General features: G+C 45.5%; 13 protein-coding genes. 2 read left to right on the top strand and 11 right to left on the bottom strand.

From position 1 onward, the window contains the following. Window positions 1-78 precede the first annotated feature (78 nt). The 7 genes from BLV50_RS04895 to BLV50_RS04865 all read right to left on the bottom strand — a co-directional run bounded on the left by BLV50_RS04895 (window position 79) and on the right by BLV50_RS04865 (window position 7,148). On the bottom strand, window positions 79-1,440 hold the full coding sequence (locus BLV50_RS04895; RefSeq protein WP_090806215.1) for an LLM class flavin-dependent oxidoreductase: 1,362 nt from the start codon (window positions 1,438-1,440) through the stop codon (window positions 79-81). Between the two features lie 32 nt (window positions 1,441-1,472). Beyond that, a complete protein-coding gene (locus BLV50_RS04890) occupies window positions 1,473-2,285 on the bottom strand; it encodes an ABC transporter permease (RefSeq protein ID WP_079696120.1) in 813 nt (270 codons plus the stop codon). Next, window positions 2,282-3,127, bottom strand: coding sequence for an ABC transporter permease (locus BLV50_RS04885; RefSeq protein WP_090807487.1), 846 nt, complete (start codon window positions 3,125-3,127; stop codon window positions 2,282-2,284). Before BLV50_RS04885 ends, BLV50_RS04890 begins: the two co-directional genes overlap by 4 nt. Before the next feature lie 42 nt (window positions 3,128-3,169). After that, window positions 3,170-4,180 carry an aliphatic sulfonate ABC transporter substrate-binding protein gene (locus BLV50_RS04880; protein ID WP_090806213.1) on the bottom strand — a complete coding sequence of 337 codons (1,011 nt, stop codon included), beginning with the start codon at window positions 4,178-4,180 and terminating at the stop codon, window positions 3,170-3,172. 54 nt (window positions 4,181-4,234) lie between these two features. Then, complete coding sequence (locus tag BLV50_RS04875; protein ID WP_063565091.1) at window positions 4,235-5,011, bottom strand: ABC transporter ATP-binding protein; 777 nt, start codon at window positions 5,009-5,011, stop codon at window positions 4,235-4,237. A gap of 182 nt (window positions 5,012-5,193) precedes the next feature. After that, on the bottom strand, window positions 5,194-5,868 hold the full coding sequence (locus tag BLV50_RS04870) for a TetR/AcrR family transcriptional regulator (protein WP_063565092.1): 675 nt from the start codon (window positions 5,866-5,868) through the stop codon (window positions 5,194-5,196). A 50-nt stretch (window positions 5,869-5,918) separates the two neighbouring features. Then, entirely contained in the window at window positions 5,919-7,148 is a 1,230-nt protein-coding gene (locus tag BLV50_RS04865) for an aminopeptidase (RefSeq protein WP_371129231.1), read from the bottom strand. A 305-nt stretch (window positions 7,149-7,453) separates the two neighbouring features. Here BLV50_RS04865 and BLV50_RS32665 point away from each other — a divergent pair, with 305 nt between their 5' ends. Both BLV50_RS32665 and BLV50_RS04855 read left to right on the top strand, forming a co-directional pair. After that, a complete protein-coding gene (locus tag BLV50_RS32665) occupies window positions 7,454-7,594 on the top strand; it encodes a hypothetical protein (RefSeq protein ID WP_157258453.1) in 141 nt (46 codons plus the stop codon). Window positions 7,595-7,826: 232 nt separating this feature from the next. Next, window positions 7,827-9,101 carry a stalk domain-containing protein gene (locus BLV50_RS04855; protein ID WP_090806209.1) on the top strand — a complete coding sequence of 425 codons (1,275 nt, stop codon included), beginning with the start codon at window positions 7,827-7,829 and terminating at the stop codon, window positions 9,099-9,101. A gap of 112 nt (window positions 9,102-9,213) precedes the next feature. Here the strand turns inward: BLV50_RS04855 and BLV50_RS04850 are convergent, their stop codons facing one another. The 4 genes from BLV50_RS04850 to BLV50_RS04835 all read right to left on the bottom strand — a co-directional run bounded on the left by BLV50_RS04850 (window position 9,214) and on the right by BLV50_RS04835 (window position 12,782). Continuing rightward, window positions 9,214-9,714 (bottom strand): GNAT family N-acetyltransferase, encoded by a 501-nt coding sequence (locus BLV50_RS04850; RefSeq protein WP_072732788.1) that lies wholly within the window; start codon window positions 9,712-9,714, stop codon window positions 9,214-9,216. 212 nt (window positions 9,715-9,926) lie between these two features. Then, entirely contained in the window at window positions 9,927-10,235 is a 309-nt protein-coding gene (locus BLV50_RS04845; RefSeq protein WP_063565096.1) for a hypothetical protein, read from the bottom strand. A gap of 15 nt (window positions 10,236-10,250) precedes the next feature. After that, the gene (locus BLV50_RS04840; protein WP_063565097.1) at window positions 10,251-11,435 is read right to left on the bottom strand and encodes an aminotransferase-like domain-containing protein; all 1,185 of its coding nucleotides are present in this window, start codon (window positions 11,433-11,435) and stop codon (window positions 10,251-10,253) included. A 192-nt stretch (window positions 11,436-11,627) separates the two neighbouring features. Next, window positions 11,628-12,782: an NAD(P)/FAD-dependent oxidoreductase gene (locus BLV50_RS04835; protein WP_072732787.1), complete on the bottom strand. Its 1,155-nt coding sequence runs from the start codon at window positions 12,780-12,782 to the stop codon at window positions 11,628-11,630. Window positions 12,783-12,831: the final 49 nt, after the last annotated feature.

Below are 12,831 nucleotides of genomic sequence, written 5' to 3'. Positions count from 1 at the left end.
AGCCGCCAATAGGCGACTTCTTTTCTCTTTCTTCATTAGGAAGACCAGCAATTGAAAATCAGACTGAAACAGGTGTTTTCATATTGTTATGGAGGTCTTATCTAACGTCTTCTCTTTTTGAAAATGACTTATACCCGGGCGATCCAGCCCAAGATGATCACGAAGCGTGCTGCCCGTATAATCCGTGCGGAAGAGTCCACGTGCTTGAAGAATCGGCACCACATGATCCACAAATTCATTCAAATCTCCCGGCAGAACAGGTGGCATGATGTTAAATCCGTCGCAACCATATTCTTCAAACCATTGTTGCATCAAATCAGCCAGTTGTTCATAGGTCCCCACAAACTGCATGTGCCCTCTTGCCCCTATCAGCCTCCGGCCCAGCTCAAGAATGGACAACTTATCTTTTCGTGCCATGTCCATAATCAGCTGTACCCGGCTTTTCATGCCATTGGAAGCTTCCACGGGATCAGGAATGTCAGGCAGTTGGCCTTCGACAGGATATTCCGAAAGGTCAAACTTAAGCATCCCGGATAACATACCAACTGCAGCCGCCGGAGGGATCAACTCCTGCAGTTCTTGATATTTCCTCTGAGCTTCCTCCTCCGTCTTACCCAGAATCGGTGATAAACCAGGCATTATTTTCATACTGCTTTGTTCGCGTCCATATAGAGCGAGTTTGGATTTGACGTTATTATAGAACTCTTTCGCAGCATTCAGAGACTGTTGGGCCGTGAAAATCACTTCACCATAGTTGGCAGCAAAATCCTGTCCCGGTCCGGATGATCCAGCTTGGATGAGTACAGGGTATCCTTGCGGCGAACGAGGTACATTGATCGTACCTTGGGTGGAATACCACTGCCCTTTATATGAAACTTCCTTTAATTTAGATGGGTCTGCAAATAGTCCAGCCTGCCGATCCACAATTAAGGAGTGATCTTCCCAACTATCCCAGAGCAGAGTGGCTACTTCGACAAATTCCCGCGCCATTTTATATCGAAGCCCATGCTCAGGATGCTCTGTTCGTCCATAGTTATTTGCTTCAACATCCAATTGGGAGGTCACGATGTTCCATCCTGCGCGTCCTTCACTGATATGGTCCAATGTGGCAAATTTTCGAGCTACGTTATACGGCTCGTTATAGGTAGTCGACACCGTGGCGGTCAAACCCAGCTTTTCTGTATCCGTAGCCAATGCCGACAGGAGCGTTAGCGGGTCCAGCATCCCTGCAGCCGATTGATCAGCACCCATTACATAGAGAAGATCAGCCAGAAACATCATATCAAACTTGCCTCGTTCAGCTGTCTGTGCGATGGATCGGTAAAATTTATAATCAAAAATCTGTTCAGCTCCTGAATCCGAGCGGCGCCAGCCGTAGTGATGATGACCTGTATAATAAATGAATGCCCCTAGATGAAGCTGCTCTTGTCTAGTCCCCATATATATCTTCCCTTCTAGTTTCCATTTTTGGATTATCCCTTGAACGTATCTCGCCAGCTTAGCCACCTGTCTTCAAGCAGTCGCACAGCCGAATCCGAGAGCTTGCCTACAACCGCAAAGACTACAATACCGACAAATACAATATCCGTTTGTGAGTAAGCACGAGCATCCTGTATCATGTAACCGACGCCTGCACTGGTTCCCATCATTTCAGCCACAACAAGGACTAGCCACGCCGCGCCCAAAGACAGTCTCACTCCTAGCAGAATATTAGGAAGTGCCGCAGGGATAATGAGCTTGCCAAGGAGCTCCCATCTTGAATACTGGTAAATCCGGGAGACTTCAATCAGCTTCATATCAACGTTTCGTATACCGAGAAATGTATTCACATAAACAGGAAAAAACGCGCCTAGCGAGATCATTAGAATTTTTGAAAACTCTCCTACACCAAACCATAAAATGAATAATGGAATGAGGGAAAGAAGCGGGATCATCCGCAGCATTTGTAATGAGGGGTCAAGTGTGCGCTCCGCTAATTTCCCAAGCCCTGTAGATAGACCAAGCATGAGCCCGGTAGCTGTTCCAAGCAGAAAACCCAAGCCCGCTCGATAGGAGCTGATCCCGAGATGTTCCAGCAACTCGCCGTTCAAGATTAGACGGATGAACTGCTCTGCAATCTTGGAAGGAGCAGGTAGCATGGTCGCTGAAACCAGCTGAAGGGCAGAAGACAATTCCCAGATGAGGAGAATAGCCAACGGAATAATCCACCCGTGAAGACGACCCGGAATTCTGCTCAGCCAATCTCCTGCTCGTTCGGTTTGTTTATCAATCTCCAGCTTGCTCATTTTGCTTCTTCTCCTTTAAAACCGTCATGCCACCGTAGCGCTCTCGCCTCCAGAAGCTTAATGATAGAATCTGACAGTTTGCCGACGACAGCAAAAACAATGATTCCCACGAACACTACAGTGGTGAGTGAGAACGATCTAGCATCATTGATCAGATATCCCAAGCCTGCACTAGAACCCATCAATTCGGCAACGACCAGACCCAGCCAGGCGACACTGACGGATAAACGTATCCCCAGAAAGATATTCGGCAGAGATGCTGGAAGAATTAACTTCGTGATCATCTGCCATTTGCTGAATTGCAGCACCTTTCCTACATCAAATAACTTGCTGTCAACGGATCGGATACCCAGAAAAGTATTAACATACAGTGGAAAGAAAGAGCCTTTGGCTATCAGCAGCAATTTTGAAGTTTCACCGAAACCGAACCACAAAATGAACAAGGGGGCAATGGCCAAGTGCGGCAGCGTCCGCAGCATTTGAAAAGAAGGGTCCAACAGTCGCTCTGTCTTGTAAGAAAATCCGACCCACAAGCCCATGCTTAGACCAAGACCGCCTCCAATCAGAAAACCAAGCAGAGCTCTCCACGTCGATATGCCCAAATGCCTCACAAGTTCACCCGTCTCCGTCATGCTGACAAGCTCTTTCCATATGCTGCTTGGCGTTGGAAGCAGAACCGGGTTCAAATATCCCATAGCCCCGGCTACTTCCCACACGATTAACAAAGACACCGGAACGATAAGCCCTAGTACCATATTGCTAGCTCTTAAGTAAAGCTTTCGCCTCTTAACCGAGTTTTTCTTTTGAATTAAAGGGGGAATAACTGCCTTTTCTGCACGCATTTGCATGTAGTGAACGCCTCTCTTCTATAGGGGTCATTATGTTTATTTCAGTGGATCCTTGAGAGCTGCGTCGATATATTGATTGTCCGTTATAGTTTTGATCACAACCTGATTCCGAATGTTCTTCACTTTATATTGGAAATCCGCTGTTTGCTGCATTTCATCTACGATATCTTCATTAACTGGCGTGTTAATCATCCGGGAACGTTCGAACGTCCCACTAATAACACTTGCAGGAACGTTACGTTCAGCTGCATATCTGTCGATCGCTTCGGTTTCATGCTCGCTTTCCCACTTTAATGCTTTATTAACTACCTTCAAGTACAGAGTAACAAGCTCTGGATGCTCCTCTGCAAAATCAGTTCCCGCGATCGTAAATGAAGGAGACAATACGCCAAGCTGCTCTCCGTCAGACAACACTTTTCCTTTTCCCGTTAAGGTATTAAGTGTAATGTAAGGGTCCCATGTCGCCCAGGCATCCACACTGCCGGTTTCAAACGCAGACTGTGTCTCGTCGGGCTGTAGCTGAATGATTTCAAAATCTTTATCTGTTAAACCGGACTTCTCCAAGCCACGGTATAGAAAGTTATATGCATTGCTTCCTTTTGTCACGGCAATCTTCTTGCCTTTCAAGTCACTAAGTGACTGGGCGGTACTACCGGCAGGTACAATAATTGCAACGTTATTTTTTCCGTCTAGAACTTGCGATACGATTTTGAAAGGAATATTCGCTGCTTGTGCTGCGATAATTGGCATGTTCCCCAGGCTGGCGATATCCAGCTTATTGGAAGCAATAGCCTCTGTCATGGGCGGTCCGCTCTGAAACTCAATCCACTCCACTTTGGCCCCTGTTTTTTCAAATTCTTGTTCAAACCATTTTTCTTCACGTGCTTTACCGAATAAGCCCCCACTTCCCTGAATCCCAATTTTGACGGTTACATTTTGGCTCTTGCCTGAACCACTTGCGTTTTCATTTGAACTTTTGGTTGCACAAGCCATAGTCAATAAAGACAACGCGAGCACCATAACAAGAACTAGATGAGATTTTTTCATATAAACCACTCTCCCTTTAATATGCTGTACATTCTTCTTATCCTTTGGACAATGCTATATACCGCCGCCTACATCATATAAAGGCTCATCCACTTTTTCGAACTCATTTAATACCAGTCTCCGCATCTCCTGAAATGCACTGCTTGATCTTTTTCGAGGAAAAGGTAAATCAATCGAGAGAATACTCCGAATATGACCTGGACGCGGATTCATAATGACGACTCGTTCCCCTAGGAAGACGGCTTCATCGAGATCGTGGGTTACAAACAGCATTGTTGTTCCATTGCGTTGCCAAATATCAAGCAGTACTTCCTGCAAATGAGACCGAGTAAATGCGTCGAGCGCTCCAAAAGGCTCATCCAGCAACAATACATCCGGGTTACGCAGCAAAGCTCTGGCAATGGCGACGCGCTGTGCCATACCTCCTGACAATTCACGAGGATATGATTTTTCAAACCCTTTTAAACGGACCAGTTCAATTAGTTCCTCCACCTTTCGGCGGACAACAGGATCTCTAAGAGAGAGATTGGCTGCAATGTTTTTCTCCACCGTTAACCATGGAAATAGCCGGGGCTCCTGAAAAATGAATCCTTTCTCTATGCTGGGGCCTGCAATCGGTTTGCCGTTGAGCAACACGGTTCCCGTATACTGTGTATCTAAGCCAGCCACAATTTTAAGCAAAGTGCTTTTTCCACATCCGCTCGGACCAATGATAGTTACTAATTCACCTTTTCGAACTTTGAGCTGAATGTTGTTTAACGCAATGATTTCGCCTACAGGGGCGACAAACGTTTTGTTCAGGTCACTGATCATAAGCATATCCCCAGACATTAAAGACACCCTTTCACATTTAATCAATAATACTTACATGTTTACTTGGTTTTGAGGCAAAAAAAAGAGATTTACCCCTTTCCACTGCAAATAAAGCGGGGCAGTGTAAATCTCTACGATTGCAAATCAACAAAGTGAATTTTGGTTCGTTTTGTTATACGATATATTACCAATACCATTTCTTACCTGTCAAACATTTTTTTATTTATGTAACTTAAATCGTTATTTCCTTCAAATAGACCAGCGGTTGATACCACTGTTTCTGGTTCCATAAAAAGTCGAACAATTTTTTGGGGGTCAATATCTACTTGTATTTCATAACCGGGAGCGAGCTGCAAGGTCAGACCTTGAATCAGACTTACAAAATAAAATGCAAGTTGTCGAGTATCTCCTTGTATGATGCCGCCCGCCTCCTGTCCTTGGCGAAAAATCTCTGCCAAAGGTTCCAGATTGTCCGTAAATCTCTGGGTTGCAGCTTGTTTTATTTCAGTGCTGACGGCATGATTTGTTCGTATACTTTGGAGCATGATGGTGAAGGCCCAGTTACTCTCGTTTGATAACCACCCTTTGCTAATCTCGAATAGTTTTTCACGAGGATCTATATCCATGTCTGCTATTTGTGCAATAGTCCTCCCATACATCGTTTGTCCTCGACGCAGAACCTCACTGAAAATTTCGTCCTTCGAAGTAAAGTAGGTATAGATATTGCCTACGCTAAGTTTTGCTTCCTTGGCAATATCTTTAATATTGGTTGAATCAATCCCACGTTTCGCCATGGTTTGTAAGGCTGAATTTAAGATATGCTCAATGCGTTCCTTTCTCATTTGTTGGTCCTTCAGAATGTTTCTGGGTGACATTTGAATCCTCCTCCGTTTTATTACCAATGATTGATCTATGATTATTAATTCTACGCCCAGTTACCGTTACGAAACACAGGTTCCAAGCCACCATTTGCAAGTTCTCCGTCAATGTCCATATTAGCCGATCCAATCATAAAATCGACATGAATGAGGCTTGAGTTGACACCGTTTGCCACCTTTTCCACTTCAGTCATTTCGTTCCCTCCCTCAAGACAGAATGGATAAGCATTACCGATCGCGAGATGGTTGGATGCATTTTCGTCAAAGAGAGAGTTGTAAAAAACAAGCCCTGATTCTGAAATCGGGGAATGATGCGGCACCAACGCAATCTCGCCCAGATAGGCCGCACCTTCGTCGATGCTAATTAATCTTTTTAGCACCTCAAGCCCTTGCGTTGCTTGAATATTAATAATTTTCCCGTTTTCAAACGTCAAGGAGAAATCATCAATTAGATATCCTTCATAACTTAGGGGCTTAGTACTGCGAACCGTGCCGTTCACCCCTTGCTTTAACGGAACAGTCCATACTTCTTCTGACGGAATGTTTGCCAAAAATGAAACACCCTTTTCGTTGATGTTATCCGCATCACTTACCCAGATATGTTTAGGCGACAGTTCTATCCGCAGATCCGTACCAGGTCCACGGTACCGAAGTGCTCGATACTTTTTACGATTAAGCTGCTCCGTCTTGTTTCTAAGCAGCTCAAGATGTGTCTTCCATGCCTCAACGGGGTCTTCCGAATTAATCCGCGTAACGTTAAAGATAGCTTCCCACATCGTATCAATCAAATGCTCCTCGGCAACATCAGGAAACACCTTGGCTGCCCAAGCCGTTGATGGAACCGTAACTATAGACCAACTGACCTTGTTGGACATGCCGTAGCTGCGAAATTTGGCTAATGCCTTACCTTTGGATGCATTCAAATTCATGATCCGCTGTGGATCTATTCCATGTAGAAGATCGGGATTGGGTGCTGTGATCGTCAGGAAAGCAGCATTATTTTCGGCAAAATTCTCCCAACCGGCTGCACGGAACACCGGATATTCATGGAACACCGAATCAGGAGCAAGTTCATATTTTAAACGCGTAATCTCATCGTCATTCCACTCGATATAGACATCATGAGCGCCGGCCTCATAAGCATGTTTCACAACAAGTCGAACAAACGGAGCAGCCGATATTGGCGCGGTTATGACAAGCGTTTGTCCCCTCTGAACATGAACACCCACGTTGACCACGAGTGCTGCGTAACGCTCTAATTGTTCACGGAAGTCCAATCGCATTCTCCTCCTCCTGACTAAAATTAATATACCTGTTTTAATTATTACTCTTCATAATATCATTCGTTAATATTCCAGCCTATGATTTACTACCCTGCCAATATAAATCCTTCGAACCAAATAGAAAATCAGAAGTTTCTGTCCGAAGGGACAATTATTGCTCCGCCCATTTAATCCAACAATTAGGCGTATACATAAGTATACAGAGCATGATTAACATATGTTGAAATAAAATTGATTCTCGGGGTGACGTCGTGGCCAAAGGCAAAAGAAATAACCTGATGAACGAGGAGCTAACTTCCTTGGAATTAGCTAAAATCGGACTAACGTTAAACGTGATCGGGGATATACTTGGTTATTTCTCGATCCTCAAAGCGGAGGAAGAAGCAGCGAATCTGGCTGCCGATACGAATAAAATGGGTAATACCACAGCTGTAAAATGAGCATTCAACTTCCTCTGATTTCATTCCCTTTAAGAATAAAAAAATGGAAATGCGATTATGCGCAAAGAAACCGAAATTGTACGAATTTCCGTTTCTTTGCGTATTTACTTTAACCCATCATATCTTGTAATTGGAACTCTATGAAAATTTTGCTATACTATTTTATGCTAGATTACGATTCAGATGAGATGCAATTCTACTATATTTGATGAGTTGGAGGAATGCAAAAAACATGTTACATACACGAATAGGAAAGACTGCTGCTGCCACTATTCTTGCCATATCCTTACTCGGAACCACTGCAAACCTTAATGATGCCTATGCTGCACCGGCCATTTCGGTCTTGCTAGATGATGTTCCTCTGAAATTCGATGCAACCCCTCTGATTGATAAAGGTGTTACCTATGTCCCTTTCCGGACGGTTGGCGAAGCCCTGGGAATTAGCATTACATGGAACAGTAAGGCGCAAACCGTAAAAGCGATTGGAAAGGTAAAAGGTCAAGCGACAGAAGTCCTGCTTCAAGTGGGAAGCACCACAGCAACCGTCAATGGAGAAAAAGTTAAGCTCGCAGCGCCACCCGTTCAGCGGGAAGGTCGTGTACTTATTCCACTCAGTTCGTTCAGTAGTCAGTTCGGTGTTAATGTAGGCTGGAACCAGTCAACTCGTACCGTCTCTCTTGTTTCACCTCAACGTGAAATGCATTTGAGAGCCTTCTATGCGCTGCAATCCTATAAGGAAATCGATTTGCTACCATCCATGAACTCCGTCGCTTTTGGCTGGAGTCGCATCGATCGTGAAGGTCAATTTACGCTTCAGGGTGATGAGTATCAAATTCCTGCTGCTGCCGGTGACGTTACACCTAAATCCATCGTTGCTGATGCAGCGAAACAGAGTATTAAACCGTATCTTATGGTTTATTCTTTGGATGGAAACGGGGAACTGACCAAGGTGTTGAGTGACAGCAGCATGCGCCAGAAGTCCATTGAGGGCATAACTGCTGCCATAGCTGAGAATGGTTTCGGAGGGGTTGTTCTTGATTTTGAAGGACTAGGTTTTAAGCTAGACGCAGTAGAGCAGCAGAAGCTGCTGAACAATTATGTCAAACAATTGAAGGATTCCTTGCCTAAAGACATCGCTTTATCTTTGGCTGTACCTCCATTAAATAGTGCATATAAAGGCTATGATTACAAAACGCTCGCTTCGTTGGCAGACGACATCATCATTATGGCTTACCAATATAATCCGGTCGGCACCAAATCGCAGGTTCCTGAGCCGAACAGTCTTGTGGATCAGGCCATCCAGCTTGCGTTAGATGCTGGCGTTTCCAAACAAAAGCTTTTGCTCGGTATCAGCTTAAATAGTGAAACCTCATCTTCCATAGATGATAAACTGGGTCTTGCCAAGCGGTATGATCTAAAAGGGGCAGCCTTCTGGCGCCTTGGCTTATTCCGTACCTACAATAATCAGATGGAAGGCGCTGTCAATGCCTCTGTTATAAAAGAGTAAAGGAATTTCGATATTCTTGACTCCATTGGCTTTCCACACACCAAAAAAAACGAACCGAAATCTCTGGATGCTGACAAGAGATTTCGGTTCGTTTGTTATACAAGGATATTATCTATGCGTTCAATGAGGAATGCTCGTTTCTTTGGGTTGCACTGAGTACCAGATCTTTCTGATAAGCAAGTACTCGATCCCAATCCCCGTGAAAAATCGGTATCCGATAGTACCCAACTCTTTCATAAAGGGCCGCCGCCTCAGGCTGTTTGGGGCCAGTCTGCAGCTTCAGATTGGTGTAGCCGAATTCGAGCGCAAGACGTTCTGCTTCGGCCAGAATGGCCTGGGCCACACCTTTACGACGGAAATCCGAACGTGTATACATACGCTTGACCTCCACAGATGTATCATCAAGGGGCCTGATGGCTCCGCAGCCTACCGGATATCCATCCAAACGCGCGACAATAAAGGCTGCTCGCGGTGTCTCCACATCGGATGGCTGAAATCCCGCTGTCCCATCGCCGCCATATAACAATCCCAGTTCTTCGCTTAGCTCCTTGATTAAAAGTTCCGAATCCTCGCTTCGAATATCTTCGGCGGCAGCAAGTACGATCGACGACATTGCGTAAAACCCCTTTCCCTCATTGGATTTATTGGATTTTGTGATTTATATAAATTATCACGAACAGGTCCTAAGCGTCAATTCCCCATCGATTGAATATTTCAATAAGCAAACTGACGAATAGATTCAGAGCAAAAAAGTCGCCAGATTGGCGACTCTCCCGACACTTTTATGGTTACAATTGGACGGATGACTTCATTCCAAGCCTCTGCTTACCCTTCAACCACATCGGATCGCAAATCCGTTGCAACTTCAATCATTTGCGGAACGACAGCTTCATTGACAATGGCAACATACAGATCTCCCATATACAGACGAAATGGAATCTGCAGGTTCTCATACGTCCACATGAAGAAATCCCCATCGATGGACATGACGCTCTCCGGTCCCTGGACGGTAAGAACAGGTGAGTACGTGAAGTCCGGTTTGGATGCAAAATACTGTTTGCATTCTTCCAAGGAGATGGATTGCTCCTCGTTATTTTCTTGCATGGATCGAGTGATCCGAAAACGTTGATTCATGAAATATGCCTCCAATTAGAATTTGTGCAGAACCTGTCCCAGAATTTCGATGCCCTTCACAATTTGCTCATCGGAAGGTGTTGAGAAATTAAGTCTGATCGCATTGCAGGGTTCGTTCTCATCGACGAGAAAAGCTGTTCCTGGAACAACAGCTACGCCTTCCGCAGCGGCTGTTTTGGCATAATCAAGCATCGGGATATGAGCTGGCAGATCACACCAGAGGAACAGTCCTCCATCCGGTTGGGTAAAGGTAATGGACTCACCCATATGCTCCTGCAGCTTGTCAATCATCAAGGCAGACTTCCTGCGATAAATCGCACGGATACTGCTGATATGCTCTGCATAGTTATACTCAGTCATGAACTTGTGTGCCAGAATCTGCGGCAGCATGGCTGTATGTACATCCTCTCCCTGTTTGGCAACAACCATCTTCTGAACAACCTCGGAAGGTGCCAGAACATAACCAACACGCAAGCCAGCGGACAGAATCTTGGAGAAGGAACCTACGTAAATAACCAGACCTTCATCATCCATCGATTTAATTGTCGCTACATCTTCTCCACGAAACCGAAGTTCTCCGTATGGGTTATCTTCCAGAATCATAACTCCATACTTCTTTGCAAGATCATAAATTGCCTTGCGCTTCTCCAGGCTGGTGGTAAAACCTGTAGGGTTTTGGAAGCTCGGAATCACATAGATCATCTTTACATTCTGCTCAGTTTGCAGGGCATGCTCCAGCTTCCCGATATCCATACCGTCCGTCTCCATCGGAACGCCGACCAGGTTTGCACCTGAAGCCCGGAAAGAGTTCAGTGAGCCGATAAAGCTCGGGCTCTCACAGATAATCGTATCGCCTTCATTACAGAATACTTTACAAGCAAGTTCAATTCCTTGCTGTGCTCCAGATACAATGAACAGTTCATCCGATGCTTTACCCGTGTCAAAGCCTGTCTTCAGATGTGTAGTCAATGTATCCCTCAGCGGGGCATAGCCTTCGGTAATTCCGTATTGCAGTGCTGTTACCGGGTCCTGTTCCAGAATCGATTGAGTAAATGTGCGAATCGCCTCAATAGGGAACGTCTCCGGAGCGGGATTCCCCGCAGAGAACGGAATTACATTTTGGCCCGAAGAAGCCTTCAGGATCTCACGAATGATGGATGGCTGCAATGCAGCAATCCGGTTGGAAAATGAATAGTTCATCTTAAAATAATGCCTCCCGAATTCAAATCAGACTCTTGTCTCTAAAGCTACAATTAGATTCTATTATACGAGTATTTGGCAGATTTCTAAACGGTCTCGTCAAAATTGGCAGAGAAACAACAAAAAAGAGGCTGACATAAGCCGCCCCCTACTCCTACGGATTTTACTTTATGGATGTCACTTTGCTGCCATCTATGATCGATGGACAAGATTGATTTCTGATAACCGTGTTGCCTTAACCAGATAAGTCGCCAGACCAGGTACCATCCGGGCCAAACCAGGATAGAATTTATTCGTTTTGGCAAAAGCCAGCTTCTGAATTCTTCGTGCACGCCGGAGCAGTCGGGAGAATTCAAGATTGGCTTCTTTCGAATACTCTTGCTGCCACTGCGTAAAGTTGATCTTTCTTTGAAGATACCTGTCAGTCCATTCAGCACACAGCAGTGAGGAACGAAGTGCAATGGACATCCCGTCACCACACAGGGGAGGGATCATCAGCATCGCATCCCCAATATGAGGATATTGGGACCACGGTTCAGGAACATTGGAGAGATGGAGTGGTGCGATCGAGACCTGTGTTCCTGGAACTGGGCTTCCCTCAGCAAGCCTCGCGGCCAATCTTTCGTTGGTTAGGGATGCTGCCTGCAAAATATCCTCTACAGACTTGCCGCTTCCCCGCACCGTATCAAGTGTCAGCAATGCAGCTACATTTGCGATACCATCCTCAATCGGAGAAATGCCGACATATCCTCCCTTGCAAAAATACAGCTCTACCCGTGGCGGAATGGTGATCCCCCGATAGTGTGATTTGACACCAACATATGCTGTTTTATCCCGCAGCTCGGCTGGCGAGGTCATCCCGCGCGGCTTCTTCGAGCCATGGGCTCCAATAACGGTTTTTGCTCGATACTGAATTCGGTCATTTCCTTGTTTGGCTTCGATTTCATAGCTACAATCATCTAACTGCTGAATGTTGGTTATCGTTGCCTTCGTAACGATCTCAACGCCTGCGGCTGTAGCCTGCTCGTGTAAAATCCGATCCAGCTCATATCTGCTAATCCCATAGGCCAATCCCGGCAAAGGCGCCACGATCTCCCCGCCCTGAGGCATAATGATCTTGGCATGATCCAGCGTACTCGGCTTTATCTCTTGTTCACTAAGGTTGATCCCCAAATAATCCAGCATCTCCGTTGTCTCAGGTGACATAAATTCACCGCATGTTTTGTGACGTGGAAATTCCTGCCGATCCAGCAGCAGTGTCCGATGCCCTTGCCTGGCAAGCTGCAACGCGCAGGTACTGCCGGCAATTCCCGCTCCGATGACTATGGCATCCAATGGTGTAGACACGTAAGAACACCCGCCTTTCATTGTCCATTTATAATAACTGCCTATTGAT

It is taken from the genome of Paenibacillus sp. 276b (assembly GCF_900107875.1).
In the GTDB taxonomy this organism is placed as follows: Bacteria; Bacillota; Bacilli; order Paenibacillales; family Paenibacillaceae; genus Paenibacillus; species Paenibacillus marchantiae.
The sequence above is the reverse complement of the archived record's forward strand: the minus strand, read 5'-3'. Positions and strand labels throughout refer to the sequence as shown.